Origin of the sequence: Pseudomonas sp. 51_B, from assembly GCF_017491595.1 — a bacterium.
Lineage (GTDB): Bacteria > Pseudomonadota > Gammaproteobacteria > Pseudomonadales > Pseudomonadaceae > Aquipseudomonas > Aquipseudomonas promysalinigenes.
Window position 1 is genome coordinate 231,273 of sequence record NZ_JAFGYW010000005.1, and the last position, 18,787, is coordinate 250,059.

At 61.8% G+C, this 18,787-nt stretch carries 18 protein-coding genes; 14 read left to right on the forward strand and 4 right to left on the reverse strand.

The window, feature by feature from the left end:
* Positions 1–7 precede the first annotated feature (7 nt).
* From J5M56_RS09195 to nuoN, 12 genes are all read left to right on the forward strand, one after another.
* Positions 8–685, forward strand: coding sequence for an NADH-quinone oxidoreductase subunit B (locus J5M56_RS09195; protein ID WP_027920598.1), 678 nt, complete (start codon positions 8–10; stop codon positions 683–685).
* A gap of 79 nt (positions 686–764) precedes the next feature.
* The gene (nuoC, locus tag J5M56_RS09200; RefSeq protein WP_060480264.1) at positions 765–2,546 is read left to right on the forward strand and encodes an NADH-quinone oxidoreductase subunit C/D; all 1,782 of its coding nucleotides are present in this window, start codon (positions 765–767) and stop codon (positions 2,544–2,546) included.
* A 2-nt stretch (positions 2,547–2,548) separates the two neighbouring features.
* Complete coding sequence (nuoE, locus tag J5M56_RS09205; RefSeq protein WP_003251433.1) at positions 2,549–3,046, forward strand: NADH-quinone oxidoreductase subunit NuoE; 498 nt, start codon at positions 2,549–2,551, stop codon at positions 3,044–3,046.
* Positions 3,043–4,422, forward strand: coding sequence for an NADH-quinone oxidoreductase subunit NuoF (gene nuoF, locus J5M56_RS09210; protein ID WP_207936561.1), 1,380 nt, complete (start codon positions 3,043–3,045; stop codon positions 4,420–4,422). Before nuoE ends, nuoF begins: the two co-directional genes overlap by 4 nt.
* 132 nt (positions 4,423–4,554) lie before the next feature.
* A complete protein-coding gene (gene nuoG / locus J5M56_RS09215) occupies positions 4,555–7,269 on the forward strand; it encodes an NADH-quinone oxidoreductase subunit NuoG (RefSeq protein ID WP_207936563.1) in 2,715 nt (904 codons plus the stop codon).
* Positions 7,266–8,273, forward strand: coding sequence for an NADH-quinone oxidoreductase subunit NuoH (gene nuoH / locus J5M56_RS09220; protein WP_054884882.1), 1,008 nt, complete (start codon positions 7,266–7,268; stop codon positions 8,271–8,273). Before nuoG ends, nuoH begins: the two co-directional genes overlap by 4 nt.
* A gap of 11 nt (positions 8,274–8,284) precedes the next feature.
* On the forward strand, positions 8,285–8,833 hold the full coding sequence (nuoI, locus tag J5M56_RS09225; RefSeq protein WP_016488223.1) for an NADH-quinone oxidoreductase subunit NuoI: 549 nt from the start codon (positions 8,285–8,287) through the stop codon (positions 8,831–8,833).
* Positions 8,834–8,843: 10 nt separating this feature from the next.
* Positions 8,844–9,344, forward strand: coding sequence for an NADH-quinone oxidoreductase subunit J (gene nuoJ / locus J5M56_RS09230; protein WP_060480261.1), 501 nt, complete (start codon positions 8,844–8,846; stop codon positions 9,342–9,344).
* Between the two features lie 3 nt (positions 9,345–9,347).
* A complete protein-coding gene (gene nuoK / locus J5M56_RS09235) occupies positions 9,348–9,656 on the forward strand; it encodes an NADH-quinone oxidoreductase subunit NuoK (protein ID WP_023631349.1) in 309 nt (102 codons plus the stop codon).
* Positions 9,653–11,506 carry an NADH-quinone oxidoreductase subunit L gene (nuoL, locus tag J5M56_RS09240; protein WP_060480260.1) on the forward strand — a complete coding sequence of 618 codons (1,854 nt, stop codon included), beginning with the start codon at positions 9,653–9,655 and terminating at the stop codon, positions 11,504–11,506. Before nuoK ends, nuoL begins: the two co-directional genes overlap by 4 nt.
* A 49-nt stretch (positions 11,507–11,555) precedes the next feature.
* The gene (gene nuoM, locus J5M56_RS09245; protein ID WP_060480259.1) at positions 11,556–13,088 is read left to right on the forward strand and encodes an NADH-quinone oxidoreductase subunit M; all 1,533 of its coding nucleotides are present in this window, start codon (positions 11,556–11,558) and stop codon (positions 13,086–13,088) included.
* A 7-nt stretch (positions 13,089–13,095) separates the two neighbouring features.
* Positions 13,096–14,565 carry an NADH-quinone oxidoreductase subunit NuoN gene (gene nuoN / locus J5M56_RS09250; protein ID WP_060480258.1) on the forward strand — a complete coding sequence of 490 codons (1,470 nt, stop codon included), beginning with the start codon at positions 13,096–13,098 and terminating at the stop codon, positions 14,563–14,565.
* Between the two features lie 78 nt (positions 14,566–14,643).
* Here the strand turns inward: nuoN and J5M56_RS09255 are convergent, their stop codons facing one another.
* The gene (locus J5M56_RS09255; protein WP_186478965.1) at positions 14,644–14,913 is read right to left on the reverse strand and encodes an ogr/Delta-like zinc finger family protein; all 270 of its coding nucleotides are present in this window, start codon (positions 14,911–14,913) and stop codon (positions 14,644–14,646) included.
* Positions 14,914–15,114: 201 nt separating this feature from the next.
* Here J5M56_RS09255 and J5M56_RS09260 point away from each other — a divergent pair, with 201 nt between their 5' ends.
* Positions 15,115–15,507, forward strand: coding sequence for a helix-turn-helix domain-containing protein (locus J5M56_RS09260; protein ID WP_186478966.1), 393 nt, complete (start codon positions 15,115–15,117; stop codon positions 15,505–15,507).
* Here the strand turns inward: J5M56_RS09260 and J5M56_RS09265 are convergent.
* The 3 genes from J5M56_RS09265 to J5M56_RS09275 are packed head-to-tail and all read right to left on the reverse strand — an operon-like array spanning position 15,504 to position 16,488.
* Positions 15,504–15,866 (reverse strand): hypothetical protein, encoded by a 363-nt coding sequence (locus J5M56_RS09265; RefSeq protein WP_060480256.1) that lies wholly within the window; start codon positions 15,864–15,866, stop codon positions 15,504–15,506. The genes J5M56_RS09260 and J5M56_RS09265 overlap by 4 nt on opposite strands.
* Positions 15,859–16,230, reverse strand: coding sequence for a head completion/stabilization protein (locus J5M56_RS09270; protein ID WP_186478967.1), 372 nt, complete (start codon positions 16,228–16,230; stop codon positions 15,859–15,861). The genes J5M56_RS09265 and J5M56_RS09270 overlap by 8 nt, the downstream gene beginning before the upstream one ends.
* Before the next feature lie 9 nt (positions 16,231–16,239).
* On the reverse strand, positions 16,240–16,488 hold the full coding sequence (locus J5M56_RS09275) for a helix-turn-helix domain-containing protein (RefSeq protein ID WP_060480254.1): 249 nt from the start codon (positions 16,486–16,488) through the stop codon (positions 16,240–16,242).
* A 230-nt stretch (positions 16,489–16,718) separates the two neighbouring features.
* Between J5M56_RS09275 and J5M56_RS09280 the strand changes: the two genes are divergently transcribed.
* Positions 16,719–18,782 carry a TonB-dependent receptor gene (locus tag J5M56_RS09280; RefSeq protein ID WP_207936565.1) on the forward strand — a complete coding sequence of 688 codons (2,064 nt, stop codon included), beginning with the start codon at positions 16,719–16,721 and terminating at the stop codon, positions 18,780–18,782.
* Positions 18,783–18,787: the final 5 nt, after the last annotated feature.

Consider the following 18,787-nt stretch of genomic DNA (forward strand, 5'->3'; position numbering starts at 1 on the left):
TTTGGCAATGCAATACAATCTCACCAGAATCGATCCGGATGCGCCCAATGAGCAGTACCCGGTAGGTGATCGGGAAACCGTCACCGACCAGTTGCTCGAAGACCAGGTCCACAAGAACATCTTCATGGGCAAACTTGAAGATGTGATGCGTGGCGCGGTTAACTGGGGTCGCAAGAACTCCCTCTGGCCGTACAACTTCGGCCTGTCCTGCTGCTACGTGGAAATGACCACGGCCTTCACGGCGCCCCACGACATCGCGCGCTTTGGCGCCGAGGTCATCCGGGCATCGCCGCGTCAGGCCGACTTCATGGTCATCGCCGGGACCTGCTTCGTGAAAATGGCGCCGATCATCCAGCGCCTGTACGAACAGATGCTCGAGCCTAAATGGGTCATCTCCATGGGCTCGTGCGCCAACTCCGGTGGCATGTACGACATCTACTCGGTCGTTCAGGGGGTCGACAAGTTCCTCCCCGTGGACGTCTACGTACCTGGCTGCCCGCCGCGCCCTGAGGCTTTCCTGCAAGGCTTGATGCTGTTGCAGGAGTCGATCGGCCAAGAGCGACGCCCGCTTTCCTGGGTGGTTGGTGATCAAGGCATCTACCGTGCCGAAATGCCAGCCCAGAAAGACTTGCGTCGTGAACAGCGCATTGCGGTTACCAACCTGCGCAGCCCCGACGAAGTCTGATCCAGCGACCTGCCGCCCGCTCCCGAAAGAGCCGGCGGCCTGGCTTCATTCTTAACGCTGACCCAAAGCGACCGAGACCATGACAGCGGACAACGCTATTTTCATTCCGCCCTACAAGGCAGACGACCAGGATGTGGTCGTCGAACTGCACAACCGTTTTGGCGCCGACGCATTCGTCGCCCAAGAGACCCGCACCGGCATGCCCGTACTGTGGGTCAAGCGCGCTCAGCTCAAGGAAGTGCTCAGCTTCCTGCGGGGCGTGGCAAAACCCTACAGCATGCTGTACGACCTGCACGGCGTCGACGAGCGCCTGCGCACCCAGCGCCGCGGCTTGCCAGCTGCCGACTTCAGCGTGTTCTACCACTTGCTGTCGATCGAGCGTAACAGCGATGTGATGATCAAGGTTTCGCTCAGCGAGGGCGACCTGAACCTGCCGTCGGTGACCAGCATCTGGCCGAATGCCAACTGGTACGAGCGTGAGGTGTGGGACATGTTCGGCATCGACTTTGCCGGCCACCCGCACTTGAGCCGCATCATGATGCCGCCAACCTGGGAAGGTCACCCGCTGCGCAAGGACTACCCGGCCCGTGCCACCGAGTTCGACCCCTACAGCCTGACCCTGGCCAAGCAGCAGCTCGAAGAAGAATCGGCGCGTTTCAACCCAGAAGCTTGGGGCATGAAGCGTCAGGGCGCGAACGAGGACTACATGTTCCTCAACCTCGGCCCCAACCACCCCTCTGCCCACGGCGCCTTCCGTATCGTGCTGCAGCTGGACGGCGAAGAAATCGTCGATTGCGTGCCCGACATCGGCTACCACCACCGTGGCGCCGAAAAAATGGCCGAACGGCAGTCCTGGCACAGCTTCATCCCCTACACCGACCGCATCGACTACCTCGGCGGGGTGATGAACAACCTGCCATACGTGCTCGCGGTCGAGAAGCTGGCCGGCATTCAGGTGCCACAAAAGGTCGACGTGATCCGCATCATGCTGGCCGAGTTCTTCCGCATCACCAGCCATCTGCTGTTCCTGGGTACCTACATCCAGGACGTCGGCGCCATGACCCCGGTATTCTTTACCTTCACCGACCGCCAGCGCGCCTACACGGTGATCGAAGCAATCACCGGGTTCCGCCTGCACCCGGCCTGGTACCGCATCGGTGGCGTTGCTCACGACCTGCCGCGCGGCTGGGACAAACTGGTCAAGGACTTCGTCGAATGGCTGCCCAAGCGCCTTGACGAGTACACCAAGGCTGCCCTGCAGAACAGCATCCTCAAGGGTCGTACCATCGGCGTTGCTGCCTACAACACCAAAGAGGCCCTGTCCTGGGGTACCACCGGTGCCGGCCTGCGTGCCACCGGATGCGACTTCGACCTGCGCAAAGCGCGCCCCTACTCCGGCTACGAGAACTTCGAGTTCGAAGTACCCCTGGCCCACAACGGCGATGCCTACGATCGCTGCATGGTCCGCGTCGAGGAGATGCGCCAGAGTATCCGCATCATCGACCAGTGCCTGCGCAACATGCCGGAAGGCCCGTACAAGGCGGATCACCCGCTGACTACGCCGCCGCCCAAAGAGCGCACCCTGCAGCACATCGAAACCTTGATCACGCACTTCCTGCAAGTCTCGTGGGGCCCGGTCATGCCGGCCAACGAGTCGTTCCAGATGATCGAAGCGACCAAGGGCATCAACAGTTACTACCTGACGAGCGATGGCGGCACCATGAGCTACCGCACCCGGATCCGTACCCCGAGCTACCCGCACCTGCAGCAGATCCCTTCGGTGATTAAAGGCAGCATGGTCGCCGACCTCATTGCGTACCTGGGCAGTATCGACTTCGTTATGGCTGACGTGGACCGCTAAGCATGAACAGCACGCTTATCCAGACAGACCGTTTCGCCCTGAGCGAAACCGAGCGCTCGGCCATCGAGCACGAAATGCATCACTACGAGGACCCGCGCGCGGCGTCCATCGAAGCCTTGAAGATCGTCCAGAAGGAACGTGGCTGGGTGCCCGATGGCGCCATCCATGCCATCGGCGAAGTGCTTGGCATCCCGGCAAGCGACGTCGAGGGTGTGGCCACGTTCTACAGCCAGATCTTCCGTCAGCCTGTTGGCCGCCACATCATCCGTGTGTGCGACAGCATGGTCTGCTACATCGGTGGCCACGAATCCGTGGTCAGCCAAATCCAAAGCGAACTAGGTATCGGCCTCGGCCAGACCACCGCGGACGGGCGTTTTACCCTGCTGCCAGTGTGCTGCCTGGGCAACTGCGACAAGGCCCCGGCGCTGATGATCGATGACGACACCTTCGGTGACGTGCAGCCGGCTGGCGTTTCCAAACTGCTGGAGGGTTACGTATGACCATTACTTCCTTCGGCCCGGCCAACCGCATCGCGCGTTCGGCCGAAACCCACCCGCTGACCTGGCGCCTGCGAGATGACGGCGAGCCGGTCTGGCTGGCCGAGTACGAGTCGAAGAACGGCTATGCCGCTGCGCGCAAGGCGCTGGCAGACATGTCCGCCGACGACATCGTGCAAAGCGTCAAGGACTCTGGCCTCAAGGGCCGGGGCGGTGCAGGTTTCCCCACTGGCGTGAAGTGGGGCCTGATGCCCAAAGACGAATCCATGAACATCCGCTACCTGCTGTGCAACGCGGACGAAATGGAACCCAACACCTGGAAGGACCGCATGCTGATGGAGCAACAGCCCCATCTGCTGGTCGAGGGCATGCTGATCAGCGCCCGCGCCCTGAAGGCCTACCGTGGCTATATCTTCCTGCGTGGCGAGTACACCACTGCGGCGAAGAACCTCAACCGTGCCATCGATGAAGCCAAAGCCGCAGGCTTGCTGGGCAAGAACATCCTGGGCAGCGGCTTTGACTTCGAGCTGTTCGTGCACACCGGTGCCGGGCGCTACATCTGCGGTGAAGAAACCGCACTGATCAACTCGCTGGAAGGCCGCCGCGCCAACCCGCGCTCCAAGCCGCCCTTCCCTGCCGCCGTGGGTGTGTGGGGCAAGCCGACTTGCGTGAACAACGTCGAAACCCTGTGCAACGTGCCAGCCATCGTTGCCAACGGCAACGACTGGTACAAGTCGCTGGCCCGCGAAGGCAGCGAAGACCACGGCACCAAGCTGATGGGCTTCTCCGGCAAGGTGAAGAACCCTGGCCTGTGGGAACTGCCATTCGGCGTGACCGCCCGTGAGCTGTTCGAAGACTATGCCGGCGGCATGCGCGATGGCTTCAAGCTCAAGTGCTGGCAGCCAGGCGGCGCCGGTACTGGGTTCCTGCTGCCAGAGCACCTCGACGCACAGATGTACGCCGGTGGCATCGCCAAGGTAGGCACCCGCATGGGTACCGGCCTTGCCATGGCGGTCGACGACAGCATCAACATGGTCTCGCTGCTGCGTAACATGGAAGAGTTCTTCGCCCGCGAATCGTGCGGCTGGTGCACCCCATGCCGTGACGGCTTGCCGTGGAGCGTGAAAATGCTGCGCGCGCTGGAAAACGGCCAAGGTCGCGCCGAAGACATCGAGACGCTGCTGGGGCTGGTCAACTTCCTCGGCCCAGGCCGTACCTTCTGTGCTCACGCACCAGGTGCCGTCGAGCCATTGGGCAGTGCCATCAAATACTTCCGCTCGGAGTTCGAGGCAGGTGTCGCTCCAGCGGGTGCTGGTGATGCTTTGCGCCCGAACCTGGCAAAGCCAATCCAGCCCGGGCCGATCGTGGTCGGCGCATAACAAGATGATTAGGCCAGTGGCCCGTGCCACTCGCCAGCTAGCCGGCAGGCCCGAGAGATCGTGGCGTGTCGCAAGCTCACCGATTTCCATTAGCCACGCCCGCTCACGCGGGCCAACGAAGAACTTTGAACAATGGCCACTATCCACGTAGACGGCAAAGCGCTCGAAGTCAACGGTGCGGACAACCTGTTACAGGCTTGTCTGTCGCTCGGCCTCGACATCCCTTATTTCTGCTGGCACCCGGCGCTTGGTAGCGTCGGCGCCTGCCGGCAGTGTGCGGTCAAGCAGTACACCGACGAGAACGACACCCGTGGTCGCATCGTCATGTCCTGCATGACCCCAGCCTCCGACGGCACCTGGATCTCCATCGACGATGATGAGTCCAAGGCGTTTCGCGCAAGCGTCGTCGAATGGCTGATGACCAACCACCCGCACGACTGCCCGGTGTGCGAGGAAGGCGGTCACTGCCACCTGCAGGACATGACGGTAATGACCGGCCACAACGAGCGCCGCTACCGTTTCACCAAGCGTACCCACCAGAACCAGGACCTCGGCCCGTTCATCGCCCATGAGATGAACCGCTGCATCGCCTGCTACCGCTGCGTGCGTTATTACAAGGACTACGCCGGTGGTACCGACCTGGGCGTGTACGGCGCCCACGACAACGTGTACTTCGGCCGCGTCGAAGACGGTGTATTGGAAAGTGAGTTCTCCGGTAACCTGACCGAGGTCTGCCCGACCGGCGTGTTCACCGACAAGACCCACTCCGAGCGCTACAACCGCAAATGGGACATGCAGTTCGCCCCGAGCATCTGCCACGGCTGCTCCAGCGGCTGCAACATCAGCCCGGGTGAGCGCTACGGCGAACTGCGCCGGGTCGAAAACCGCTTCAACGGTTCGGTCAACCAGTACTTCCTGTGCGACCGCGGCCGCTTCGGCTACGGCTACGTCAACCGCAAGGACCGCCCGCGCCAGCCACATCTGGCCGACGGCACCAAGCTGGGCCTGGACGCCGCTCTGGACAAGGCCGCCGATCTGCTGCGCGGCCGTACCATCGTTGGTATCGGCTCGCCACGCGCCAGCCTCGAAAGCAACTACGGCCTGCGTGAGCTGGTCGGCGCCGACTATTTCTACTCCGGCATGGAAGAAGGCGAACTGGCCCGCGTGCGCCTGGCCCTGAACGTGCTGAACAACAGCCCGCTGCCAGTGCCGACCCTGCGCGACATCGAAGACCACGACGCGGTGTTCGTGCTCGGTGAAGACCTGACCCAGACTGCTGCCCGTATGGCGCTGTCCGTGCGCCAGGCCACCAAGGGCAAAGCCGAGGCCATGGCCGAAGCGATGAAGGTGCAGCCTTGGCTGGACGCCGCCGTGAAAAACATCGGCCAGCACGCACTGTACCCGCTGTTCATCGCCTCGCTGGCCGAAACCAAGCTGGACGACGTTGCCGAAGAATGCGTACACGCCGCCCCTGCTGACCTGGCCCGCATCGGTTTCGCAGTGGCCAACGCCATCGACCCGAGCGCCCCTGCCGTCGCCGGCCTGGACGACGAAGCCAAGGCCCTGGCCCAGCGCATCGCCGACGCCCTCGTCGCGGCCAAACGCCCGCTGGTGATTGCCGGTACCTCGCTGGCCGACCCTGCGCTGATCGAAGCCGCCGCCAACATCGCCAAGGCGCTGAAGCTGCGCGAGAAGAACGGCTCGCTGAGCCTGGTGGTGCCTGAGGCCAACAGCCTGGGCATGGCCATGATGGGTGGCGAGTCGCTCGACGCTGCGCTGGACGCAGTCATCAGCGGCAAGGCCGACGCCATTGTCGTGCTGGAAAACGACCTGTACGCCCGCGTAGCGGCTGCCAAGGTTGATGCAGCCCTGGCCGCCGCCAAGGTAGTGATCGTGGCCGACCACTCCAAGACCGCCACTGTCGATCGCGCCCACCTGGTACTGCCGGCGGCCTCGTTCGCCGAAGGCGACGGTACCCTGGTGAGCCAGGAAGGCCGCGCTCAGCGCTTCTTCCAGGTGTTCGACCCGCAGTACCTGGACAGCAGCATCCTGGTTCACGAAGGCTGGCGCTGGATGCACGCCCTGCGTGCCACCTTGCTGAACAAGCCGGTCGACTGGACCCAGCTGGACCATGTCACCAGCGCCTGCGCCCAAGCCGTACCGCAACTGGCCGGCATCATCAACGCAGCGCCGAGCGCAGCGTTCCGCATCAAGGGCTTGAAGCTGGCCCGCGAGCCGCTGCGTTACTCCGGCCGTACCGCCATGCGCGCCAACATCAGCGTGCACGAGCCACGTACCCCCCAGGACAAGGACACCGCGTTCGCCTTCTCCATGGAAGGTTACTCGGGCTCGGCTGAACCGCGCCAGCAGGTGCCGTTCGCCTGGTCGCCGGGTTGGAACTCGCCGCAAGCCTGGAACAAGTTCCAGGACGAGGTCGGTGGCCACCTGCGTGCCGGTGACCCAGGCGTTCGTCTGATCGAATCCCAAGGCGATCGCCTGAGCTGGTTCAACAACATTCCGGGCGCGTTCAACCCGGCCCGCGGTACCTGGACTGCGGTACCGTTCTTCCACCTGTTCGGCAGCGAAGAAAGCTCCTCGCGCGCCGCTCCGGTGCAGGAGCGCATCCCGGCCGCCTACGTCGGCCTGGCCAAGTCCGAAGCCGACCGCCTGGGCGTCAACGACGGCGCGCTGCTGAGCTTGAACGTCGGCGGTGTGGCCCTGCGCCTGCCGCTGCGCATCAATGAAGAACTGGGCGCTGGCCTGGTTGCGTTGCCCAAAGGCCTGGCCGGCATTCCGCCTGCCATCTTCGGTGCATCCGTCGAAGGTCTGCAGGAGGCAGCACAATGAGCTGGTTCACCCCCGAAGTGATCGATGTGATCCTTACCGTGGTCCGGGCCATCGTGGTCCTGCTCGCGGTGGTGGTCTGCGGCGCACTGCTCAGCTTCGTCGAGCGTCGCCTGCTGGGCTGGTGGCAGGACCGTTATGGTCCGAACCGGGTGGGCCCGTTCGGCATGTTCCAGATCGCGGCCGACATGCTGAAGATGTTCTTCAAGGAAGACTGGAACCCGCCTTTCGTCGATCGCATGATCTTCACCCTGGCGCCGGTCGTGGCCATGAGTGCGCTGTTGATCGCCTTCTGCGTGATCCCGATCACACCGCTGTGGGGCGTGGCGGACCTGAACATCGGCCTGCTGTTCTTCTTCGCCATGGCCGGCCTTTCGGTTTATGCGGTGCTGTTCGCTGGCTGGTCGTCGAACAACAAGTATGCCCTGCTGGGCAGCTTGCGCGCCTCGGCACAGACCGTGTCGTACGAAGTGTTCCTGGGCCTGGCGCTGATGGGCGTGGTGGTGCAGGTCGGCTCGTTCAACATGCGCGACATCGTCGAGTATCAGGCGCAGAACCTGTGGTTCATCATTCCGCAGTTCTTTGGCTTCTGCACATTCTTCATCGCTGGCGTGGCCGTGACTCACCGTCACCCATTCGACCAGCCGGAAGCGGAGCAGGAACTGGCCGACGGCTATCACATCGAGTATGCCGGCATGAAATGGGGCATGTTCTTCGTCGGTGAGTACATCGGCATCATCCTCATCTCGGCGCTGCTGGTGACCCTGTTCTTCGGCGGCTGGCACGGCCCGTTCGGCATCCTGCCGCAACTGTCGTTCCTGTGGTTCGCCCTGAAGACCGCGTTCTTCATCATGCTGTTCATCCTGCTGCGCGCGTCTATCCCGCGCCCACGCTATGACCAGGTGATGGACTTCAGCTGGAAGTTCTGCCTGCCGCTGACCCTGATCAATTTGCTGGTGACCGCTGCGATCGTGCTCTACAACACGCCAGCCGTCGCGGCCCAGTGAGGATTTGACCCATGTTCAAGTATATCGGCGACATCGTTAAGGGCACCGGCACTCAGCTGCGCAGCCTGGCCATGGTGTTCTCCCACGGGTTCCGCAAGCGCGACACCCTGCAGTACCCCGAAGAACCCGTTTACCTGCCGCCGCGCTACCGCGGCCGCATCGTTCTCACCCGCGACCCCGATGGCGAGGAGCGCTGCGTAGCGTGCAACCTCTGCGCGGTGGCCTGCCCGGTCGGCTGCATCTCGCTGCAGAAGGCCGAAACCGAGGACGGGCGCTGGTACCCGGAGTTCTTCCGCATCAACTTCTCGCGCTGCATCTTCTGCGGCCTGTGTGAAGAGGCGTGCCCGACCACCGCGATCCAGCTGACTCCGGATTTCGAAATGGCCGAGTTCAAGCGTCAGGACCTGGTGTACGAGAAAGAAGATCTGCTGATCTCCGGCCCCGGCAAGAACCCTGACTACAACTTCTACCGTGTTGCGGGTATGGCGATCGCTGGCAAGCCCAAGGGCGCTGCACAGAACGAAGCCGAGCCGATCAACGTGAAGAGCTTGCTCCCATAAGGACAGAAAGATGGAATTCGCTTTCTACTTCGCATCCGGGATCGCCGTGGTCTCCACCCTTCGGGTGGTGACGGGCACCAACCCCGTACACGCCTTGCTTTACCTGATCATCTCGCTGATCTCCGTTGCGATGATCTTCTTCGCCCTGGGCGCGCCGTTTGCCGGCGCCCTGGAAGTGATCGCCTATGCCGGTGCCATTATGGTGCTGTTCGTGTTTGTGGTGATGATGCTCAACCTGGGGCCGGCTTCGGTGGCCCAGGAGAGGGGCTGGCTCAAGCCCGGCATCTGGGCAGGGCCGGTGCTTCTGGCCGCCCTGCTGCTGCTGGAGCTGCTGTACGTGCTGTTCGTCGCCCCGACCGGTGCGGCCATCAGCGGTACCACCGTCGGCCCCAAAGAAGTGGGTATCAGCCTGTTCGGCCCATACCTGCTGGTGGTCGAACTGGCATCGATGCTGCTGCTGGCAGCAGCGGTCACCGCCTTCCACCTGGGCCGCAACGAGGCGAAGGAGTAAATCATGGGTGCTATCCCTCTCGAACATGGTCTGGCAGTCGCCGGCATCCTGTTCTGTTTAGGCCTGGTTGGCCTGATGGTCCGCCGCAACATCCTCTTCGTGCTGATGAGCCTGGAAGTCATGATGAACGCGGCTGCTCTGGCGTTCATCGTCGCCGGTGCTCGTTGGGTCCAGCCCGACGGCCAGGTGATGTTCATTCTGGTGATCAGCCTGGCAGCCGCCGAAGCCAGTATTGGCCTGGCGATCCTGCTGCAGCTGTATCGCCGCTTCCACACTCTCGACATCGATGCTGCCAGTGAGATGCGCGGATGAACCTACTCTTCCTGACTTTCGTCTTCCCCCTCATCGGCTTTGTGCTGCTGTCGTTCTCGCGCGGGCGGTTCTCAGAGAACCTGTCGGCGCTGATCGGCGTCGGCTCGGTAGGCCTCTCGGCAGCCACCGCTGCCTATGTCATCTGGCAGTTCAATGTCGCCCCACCTGAAGGCGGCGCTTACAGCCAGTTGCTGTGGCAGTGGATGTCGGTGGACGGCTTCGCGCCGAACTTCACCCTCTACCTGGACGGCCTGTCGGTGACCATGCTCGGCGTGGTTACCGGGGTCGGCTTCCTGATCCACCTGTTCGCCTCCTGGTACATGCGCGGCGAAGCCGGTTACTCGCGCTTCTTCTCGTACACCAACCTGTTCATCGCCAGCATGCTGTTCCTGATCCTGGGCGATAACCTGCTGTTCATCTACTTCGGCTGGGAAGGCGTGGGCCTGTGCTCGTACCTGTTGATCGGTTTCTACTACAGCAACCGCAACAACGGCAATGCCGCGCTCAAGGCGTTCATCGTCACCCGCATCGGCGACGTGTTCATGGCCATCGGCCTGTTCATCCTGTTCGCCCAGCTGGGAACCCTGAACGTGCAGGAGCTGCTGGTATTGGCGCCGCAGAAGTTCCAGGCTGGCGATACCTGGATGGTGCTGGCGACCCTGATGCTGCTGGGCGGTGCGGTCGGTAAGTCTGCCCAGCTGCCACTGCAGACCTGGCTGGCCGACGCGATGGCGGGCCCGACTCCGGTTTCGGCGCTGATCCACGCTGCAACCATGGTTACCGCAGGCGTGTACCTGATCGCCCGCACCAACGGCCTGTTCCTGCTGGCACCGGACATTCTGCACCTGGTGGGCGTGGTCGGTGGCGTGACCTTGGTACTGGCCGGCTTCGCCGCGCTGGTGCAGACCGACATCAAGCGTATCCTCGCCTACTCGACCATGAGCCAGATCGGCTACATGTTCCTTGCGCTGGGCGTAGGTGCCTGGGACGCGGCGATCTTCCACCTGATGACTCATGCGTTCTTCAAGGCCCTGCTGTTCCTTGCCTCCGGCGCGGTGATCGTTGCCTGCCACCACGAACAGAACATCTTCAAGATGGGCGGGCTGTGGAAGAAGCTGCCGCTGGCATACGCAAGCTTCGTGGTCGGCGGCGCCGCCTTGGCTGCACTGCCGATCGTGACCGTGGGCTTCTACTCCAAGGACGAGATCCTCTGGGAGGCCTTCGCCAGTGGCAACACCGGCCTGCTGTATGCCGGCCTGGTCGGCGCATTCATGACCTCGCTGTACACCTTCCGCCTGATCTTCATCGCCTTCCACGGCGAAGCGAAGACCGAAGCCCACGCTGGCCACGGCATCAGCCATTGGCTGCCACTGGGTGTGCTGATCGTGCTGTCGACGTTCGTCGGTGCCTGGATCACGCCACCGCTGGCAGGTGTGCTGCCGCAAAGCGCCGGCCATGCCGGCGGCGAAGCCAAGCATGCGCTGGAGATCACCTCCGGTGCCATCGCCATCGCAGGCATCCTGCTGTCGGGCTTGCTGTTCCTCGGCAAGCGCCGCTTGGTCAGTGCAATCGCCAACAGCGGCATCGGGCGCGTGTTGTCGGCCTGGTGGTTCGCCGCCTGGGGCTTTGACTGGATCTACGACAAGCTGTTCGTCAAGCCTTACCTGTTGATCAGCCACCTCCTGCGCAAGGACCCGGTTGACCGCGGCATCGGCCTTATCCCTCGCATGGCTCGCGGCGGCCACGTCGCCATGAGCAAGACCGAGACTGGCCAGCTGCGCTGGTACACCGCCTCGATCGCCGTTGGCGCAGTGCTGGTACTCGGCGCTGTGGTAGTGGCAGCGGTATGACCATGAACTTTGCGAACCTTGCGACTCTGCGAAAGGAAACGAACCCGTCATGATTTTGCCTTGGCTGATCCTGATCCCCTTCATCGGCGGCTTCCTGTGCTGGCTGGGTGAGCGCTTCGGCGCCACCCTGCCGCGCTGGATCGCGCTGCTGACCATGTCCCTGCTGCTCGGCATCGGCCTGTGGCTGTGGGCGCACGGCGACTACACCCTCGCCCCCGCTCCTGGCGCAGAACCGGCCTGGGCCCTGGAATACAAAGTCCAGTGGATCCAGCGCTTCGGCATCAGCATCCATCTGGCCCTCGATGGCCTGTCGCTGTTGATGATCCTGCTCACCGGCTTGCTCGGTGTGCTGTCGGTGCTGTGCTCCTGGAAAGAGATCCAACGCCACGTCGGCTTCTTCCACCTCAACCTGATGTGGATCCTCGGCGGTGTGGTCGGTGTGTTCCTGGCCTTGGACCTGTTCCTGTTCTTCTTCTTCTGGGAAATGATGCTGGTGCCGATGTACTTCCTCATCGCGCTCTGGGGCCATAGCTCGGCAGATGGCAAGAAGACAAGGATCTACGCGGCGACCAAGTTCTTCATCTTCACCCAGGCCAGCGGCCTGATCATGCTGGTGGCGATCCTTGGCCTGGTGCTGGTCAACTACACCAACACCGGCGTGATCACCTTCAACTACAGTGACCTGCTCAAGGCTGAGCTGCCGGCCGGTACCGAGTACCTGCTGATGCTGGGCTTCTTCATCGCCTTCGCGGTGAAGCTGCCGGTGGTGCCGTTCCATTCCTGGCTGCCCGACGCTCACGCCCAGGCGCCGACCGCAGGCTCCGTGGACCTTGCCGGTATCTTGCTCAAGACTGCGGCCTACGGCCTGCTGCGCTTCGCTCTGCCGCTGTTCCCCAATGCCTCGGCAGAGTTCGCGCCTATCGCCATGACCCTGGGCCTGATCGGGATCTTCTACGGTGCCTTCCTGGCCTTCGCCCAGACCGACATCAAGCGCCTGATCGCCTTCTCCAGTGTCTCGCACATGGGCTTTGTGCTGATTGGTATCTACTCGGGCAGCCAGCAAGCGCTGCAAGGCGCGGTGATCCAGATGCTGGCCCACGGCCTGTCCGCAGCCGCGCTGTTCATTCTGTCGGGGCAGCTGTACGAGCGTCTGCATACCCGTGACATGCGTCAGATGGGTGGCCTGTGGCACCGCATCGCCTACCTGCCAGCGATCAGCCTGTTCTTCGCGGCGGCATCGCTGGGCCTGCCAGGCACCGGCAACTTCGTCGGCGAGTTCCTGATCTTGATCGGCAGCTTCGTGCATGTACCGTGGATCACCGTGATCGCCACGACTGGCCTGGTATTCGGTTCGGTGTACTCACTGATCATGATCCACCGCGCCTACTTCGGCCCGGCCAAGGCCGACACCGTGCTGGCCGGCATGGATAGCCGCGAACTGATCATGGTCCTGGGCCTTGCCGGGCTGCTGATCCTGCTGGGCGTGTATCCACAGCCGTTCCTCGATACCTCTGCAGCCACCATGAGTGGTGTGCAGCAGTGGCTCGGTTCCGCTTTCACTCAACTCGCTTCGGCCCGGTAAGAGCGCTATGGAATTCACCACTCAACACTTCATCGCATTGGCGCCGATGCTGATCACCACCATCACCACGGTGGTGGTGATGTTGGCGATCGCCTGCAAGCGCAACCACTCGCAGACCTTCCTGCTGTCCACCGTGGGCCTGAACCTGGCCCTGCTGTCGATCCTGCCAGCGCTGAAGGTCGCGCCACTGGCGGTCACCTCGCTGGTCACCATCGACAAGTTCGCCTGCCTGTACATGGCGATCATCCTGGTCGCAACCTTGGCCTGCGTGACCTTGGCCCACGCTTATCTGGGGGAAGGCTCCAAAGGCTTCCCGGGTAACCGTGAAGAACTGTACCTGCTGCTGCTGATGTCCGCCCTCGGTGGCCTGGTGCTGGTGAGCGCCAACCACCTGGCTGGCCTGTTCATCGGCCTTGAGCTGCTGTCGGTACCGGTCTACGGCCTGGTGGCCTATGCGTTCTTCAACAAGCGCTCTTTGGAAGCCGGCATCAAGTACATGGTGCTGTCGGCCGCAGGCTCGGCCTTCCTGCTGTTCGGCATGGCCTTGCTGTACGCCGATGCTGGCAGCCTGACGTTCGACCAACTGGGCAAGGCCCTCGCTGCTACCAGCATGCCTAGCCTGATGGCTCAACTGGGCCTGGGCATGATGTTGGTTGGCCTTGCCTTCAAGCTGTCCCTGGTGCCCTTCCACCTGTGGACTCCGGACGTCTACGAGGGCGCCCCGGCGCCAGTCGCCGCGTTTCTGGCCACAGCCAGCAAGGTTGCCGTGTTCGCCGTCGTGGTGCGCCTGTTCATGCTGTCGCCGGCTGCCAGCAGCGGCGTACTGAGCACCGTGCTTGCGGTAATTGCAGTAGCTTCGATCCTGGTCGGCAACCTGCTGGCGTTGACCCAGAGCAACCTCAAGCGTCTGCTCGGTTACTCGTCCATCGCTCACTTCGGCTACCTGGTCATCGCGCTGGTCGCAAGCAAAGGCCTGGCCATGGAGGCCATGGGCGTTTACCTGGTCACCTACGTGATCACCAGCCTGGGCGCCTTTGGCGTGATCACCCTGATGTCGTCGCCCTATGGTGGCCGTGACGCCGACGCGCTGTACGAATACCGCGGCCTGTTCTGGCGCCGTCCGTACCTGACCGCGGTACTGACCGTGATGATGCTGTCGCTGGCAGGCATTCCGCTGACGGCAGGCTTCATTGGCAAGTTCTACATCATCGCCACTGGCGTCGAGTCGCAGTTGTGGTGGCTGGTCGGTGCGCTGGTGATCGGTAGCGCCATCGGCGTCTACTACTACCTGCGTGTGATGGTCACCCTGTACCTGGTGGAACCGAACCTGCGTCGCCACGATGCCCCGCTGAAGTGGGAACAGCGCACTGGCGGTGTAATGCTGCTCGCGATTGCCATTCTCGCCTTCGTTCTGGGTGTGTACCCGCAGCCACTGTTGGACATGGTTCAGCACGCTGGCCTGCAACTGCTCGGCTGATCGCAGCTGCAACACAAACACCCCGCACATGCGGGGTGTTTTTTTATCTGCGCCTGGCAACTGCCGAGCCGGTGCCCTTCAATCCCTGGCCGAGTGCGACTCTTGAGCGCGCGGCGCAAGCGCAGACCTGCGCAGTTCCCTGCTCGCCGATGGCAGATGCACTTCGGGGTTGGGCATGCCACTGGGTGAAAGTTCGTGGGTCATTTCGAACTCCGCACGCACCGACCAGCCACACGCCTCGTTGATACATTGCAAGTAGGCAATGCGCAAAAAGATATGCCGACCTTCACTGGTACGAATGCGCATACGGCTGTTGCAATGTGGGCAGACCAGCTTATAAGTACTCACGCCGTGTACCTGCATAGGCGGAATGCATAAACATGCTGTAAGAAAACTCGATACTTAGGTCGAGTATTGGCTACTTTCATAGAAAGCTTTTTCATCAAATTGCAGCTCATGCCAAGATATCTCCTCAAATAGAAGGGCATATATTCATTAAGAGTATTCTAAGCCCAAGGAATGTCATTAAACCAGTCATGGATATTTGCTATGAATAGCCACTTGTTTGCAGCGGTGCTGTCACGCCTCAAGCTCATTACGGGTTCAAGCACCGACGTTCAACTGGCCAGAAGCCTAGAGGTCAGCCCGCAAACGTTGAGCAGCTGGAAGGTCCGCGAAAGCATTCCATACTCACTATGCGTAGATTTAGCCCGAAAACAGGGTTGTTCGCTGGATTGGCTATTGCTCGGCGAGCGCGACGGTAAGGGGCCTGAGCAAACCCAGGAAAGCTGGGAAAGCGACGTGCTCACGCGCCTGCGTGAGCTTTCCCACGCAGACCGCCAGGCAGTGCTTCTGCACATCGAGGACAAGCAACGCTTACGTCAACTGGAACAGCAGGTGCAGCAACTGGCCAAGTACTTGCCCGGTGCAGGCTTGGGTTAATCACGGCGGCGCCAGCGCTGTACGAGTTCGCGCAGGTCCACCGAGTCCAGCCACACCAATACCTTCAAAGTGATCGGTATGACCACTACCGCAGCGGCAAAGGCTGCCATGCCCCGAGATAACATAGGCGCCAGCGAGAGCAGCAGAGGTTCGAACAAGTAGCCCACGCCTAACGTCAGAAACACTAATAGCAGCTGCTTACCGCCCGACAGGCGCTTGCGCGACACGGTGATGAAGCGGTCTCTGACTGCGTTCACCAGCAGGGTACCCAACAACGCGCCAAACAAAGCTAGGCCTTCGGTGTCGATTAATTGGTAGATAGCGGCGATGGCTGCATCCATCAAATAGGGTTCATCCATGGCTAACCCCCCCGCGGCCTTGCGGCCCACCCAGTAGATTGCGTCTAACCGCAGCCTCGACAAAGGATCGATAGCAGATCGACAGTGCCCTTCCACTGGCATGCCCGCATACATCCTCCAAACGCCGGAACCCATGACCACGCAATGCGCTGCGCCAATTGGCGAATTCGTTAGCCGCATCGATTGCCGCGCAACGCACGGCCACTGCAAGGCGGGCTTCACTGACCTTCCCGTCCAGTTGCAGGCGTTCACGCAAAACGCAGAGTTCGATGCGGGGCCAAAATGGATCGTGACAATCAGGGTACCTTGGAGGGCTGAATGAGGACTCGGTGGTTGACGGAGCTTCAAGTTGTTCTGCACGCATGTCATATCCTCACTGCTCTTGCAGCATGCCGTAGCGAATGGCTTTGATGACCGCCGCTACGCGCGTGGGAACCTCGAACTTGCGCAATAGGTTGGATACGTGAAAATTCACTGTCGACTCTTTGCACTGCAGGATCTGGCCAATCTCCCATGAACTCTTGCCATAGGCGCACCACAGCAACACTTGCTGTTCACGCGGGGTCAGGTAGATCGGCGCACCGGTGTGGCCTTCAGGTGTCGGTCGCAGGTTGGTTTGCATCGCTGAGCTCCCTAGTCGTTCGCCAGATGCGGCAGCGGACAGTGCTGCCGCCTATGGAGCCACCTTACGAATGCCTGCCCTTTGCACACCAGCGGTACCACTTGTAAAGAACGTTCCTACAAATACCGCCTACCCGAACTACACAGGAAAGTTTCTTATCGCCGTGCTCTAACCTGCCTTTCGTGCGTCACAACGCCGTTGTCCATTCGTCTATCGCCTGGAGTTGTACGATGCGTCCCGTTTTACCCTACTCGTCTTACCTTGGTGTGCTGGCAATTTTCACCGTCAGCCAGCAAGCCACGGCTGCGCCTGCGATCGAACTGGGTCAGATGCTGGTCAACGCCCAAGAGCAAAGCACACTGGACGACGCACGCGAACGCTTAGAGCAAGTACCTGGCGCCAGCAATCTGATAGACATGGGCAAGGTGGGACAAGGCCGGATTGCCAGCAATCAGGATGTGCTGGCCTATCAGCCTGGCGTATTCGCCCAATCGGCCGGTAACGACGGTATCAAGCTATCGATCCGTGGCTCGGGCATCAACCGCGCGCCGGGCGCACATGGCTCGGGTGTATACACCATGTTCGACGGCCTGCCGCTCACCGGCCCGGGCGGCACGCCCTATGAACTCTTCGAACCCCTGTGGCTAAGCCGAGCCGAGGTACTGCGCGGGGCCAACGGCTTCGATCAGGGGGCTTTGGCGCTGGGCGGCGCCATCAATTATGTGACCCATACAGGCTTTGATGCAGCGCCGCTGCAAGTGCGCTACGAGCTAGGCAGCCGCGGCTATCAGCACCGCCAGATCAGTTCCGGGCAAGTATTGGGCAACCTTGACTACTACGTGGCCCTGACCGATTCGCAGTACGACGGCTACCAAGCGCACAGCAGCGGCAGCTCGAAAGGTGTTGCCGCCAACGTCGGCTACCGCTTCAACCCGAACCTGGAAACGCGCTTTTACCTACGCTACCGCGAAACCCAGAACGAACTGGCTGGGCGCCTGACCAAGGCGCAGATCAAGCACGACCCTCGCGCGGCCAACCCCGGTTACCTGTCGCGCAATGACAGCCGGCCGCAACCGGGCAGTACCTGGGTCGGCAACAAGACCACGTTCTACTTTGAGGATGATTCGCGCGTGGAAACCGGGCTGGTCTATCACGATTACCCGATGGACCTGCGCGAAGGCGCCATGCGCTTGAAGGTGGCCTACAGCGATGTCAGTGGCACGCTGAACTATTTTCGGCGCGACACCCTATTGGGCTTACAGAGCAAGACCAACATCGGCTGGCGTACTACCAAGCATCTGCCCAATAGCGGCGCTTCTCAGTTCTCGCGGGTCAATGATGTGGTCGGCGCTCGCACTAGAGACTTCAGCTACCAAGGTTCGGACACCGTACTGCATGTCGGTAATGACCTGGAACTGGTGCCCGACCTTTGGCTGACCACCGGGCTGGCCATGATCTACACCCGCCGGGAAAGCGATGTCACCTACCCCGCCAGTGGCGGCAGGGTCAGCCAGCATGATTGGGACTACGCGCCACGCATCGGCCTGCGCTACGACATTCGCCCGGACTTGCAACTGTACGGCAACCTTAGCCGATCGGTAGAGCCACCGCCCCCTTGGTCGCTTGTCTGGAGTGCGCCGGTCACCAACCAGCCGATGAAGATGCACAATCAGACAGCCACCACTCTGGAGCTCGGCGCCCGCGGTGATTCGGCGCTAGGACAGTGGGACTTGGCCTGGTACTACTCGCAAGTACGCCATGAGCTGCTGAACGTGGAGGTGGTGCAGGGTCTGCCGTTCAAGGAGTTCAACGCCAGCCCCACCGTGCACCAGGGTATCGAGGCCGGCCTGAACAGCGTTCTCTGGCAGCAACCGGCAAGCGGCAAGCTAAGCCTGCGCCAGGCCTATACCTTCAGTGACTTCCATTACCGCGACGATGAAACCTTTGGCGACAACCGCTTGCCCGGCATTCCCATGCATTACTACCAGGCCGAACTGCGCTACGACTGGCCAAGCGGCTTGTATGCCGGGGTCAATACGCAGCTGGCCTCAAAGGTGCAGGTCGATTACGCCAATAGCTACCACGCCGATGCCTACGCCCTGCTTGGTGCGCGCCTGGGCTGGGACTCCCCCAAACAGGACTGGCAAACCTGGCTGGACCTGCGCAACCTGACCAACAAGCGTTACGCCGCCACGGTAACACCAGGCTACAACGATGCAGGCCAGGACGTTGCCCGCTCTACACCGGGTGAGGGCTTGGCGGTGTATGCGGGCGTTTCCTATAGTTTTCGGTAGCAGGC

Excerpts from the sequence above, each read along its gene's own strand:
- nuoG (WP_207936563.1), top strand. The coding sequence starts at position 4,555 with ATGGCCACTATCCACGTAGACGGCAAAGCGCTCGAAGTCAACGGTGCG.
- nuoH (WP_054884882.1), top strand. The coding sequence starts at position 7,266 with ATGAGCTGGTTCACCCCCGAAGTGATCGATGTGATCCTTACCGTGGTC.
- nuoF (WP_207936561.1), top strand. The coding sequence starts at position 3,043 with ATGACCATTACTTCCTTCGGCCCGGCCAACCGCATCGCGCGTTCGGCC.
- nuoM (WP_060480259.1), top strand. The coding sequence starts at position 11,556 with ATGATTTTGCCTTGGCTGATCCTGATCCCCTTCATCGGCGGCTTCCTG.
- nuoI (WP_016488223.1), top strand. The coding sequence starts at position 8,285 with ATGTTCAAGTATATCGGCGACATCGTTAAGGGCACCGGCACTCAGCTG.
- J5M56_RS09265 (WP_060480256.1), bottom strand. The coding sequence starts at position 15,866 with ATGGATGAACCCTATTTGATGGATGCAGCCATCGCCGCTATCTACCAA.
- nuoJ (WP_060480261.1), top strand. The coding sequence starts at position 8,844 with ATGGAATTCGCTTTCTACTTCGCATCCGGGATCGCCGTGGTCTCCACC.
- J5M56_RS09260 (WP_186478966.1), top strand. The coding sequence starts at position 15,115 with ATGAATAGCCACTTGTTTGCAGCGGTGCTGTCACGCCTCAAGCTCATT.
- nuoK (WP_023631349.1), top strand. The coding sequence starts at position 9,348 with ATGGGTGCTATCCCTCTCGAACATGGTCTGGCAGTCGCCGGCATCCTG.
- J5M56_RS09195 (WP_027920598.1), top strand. The coding sequence starts at position 8 with ATGCAATACAATCTCACCAGAATCGATCCGGATGCGCCCAATGAGCAG.
- J5M56_RS09270 (WP_186478967.1), bottom strand. The coding sequence starts at position 16,230 with ATGCGTGCAGAACAACTTGAAGCTCCGTCAACCACCGAGTCCTCATTC.
- nuoN (WP_060480258.1), top strand. The coding sequence starts at position 13,096 with ATGGAATTCACCACTCAACACTTCATCGCATTGGCGCCGATGCTGATC.
- J5M56_RS09275 (WP_060480254.1), bottom strand. The coding sequence starts at position 16,488 with ATGCAAACCAACCTGCGACCGACACCTGAAGGCCACACCGGTGCGCCG.
- J5M56_RS09280 (WP_207936565.1), top strand. The coding sequence starts at position 16,719 with ATGCGTCCCGTTTTACCCTACTCGTCTTACCTTGGTGTGCTGGCAATT.
- nuoL (WP_060480260.1), top strand. The coding sequence starts at position 9,653 with ATGAACCTACTCTTCCTGACTTTCGTCTTCCCCCTCATCGGCTTTGTG.
- nuoC (WP_060480264.1), top strand. The coding sequence starts at position 765 with ATGACAGCGGACAACGCTATTTTCATTCCGCCCTACAAGGCAGACGAC.
- nuoE (WP_003251433.1), top strand. The coding sequence starts at position 2,549 with ATGAACAGCACGCTTATCCAGACAGACCGTTTCGCCCTGAGCGAAACC.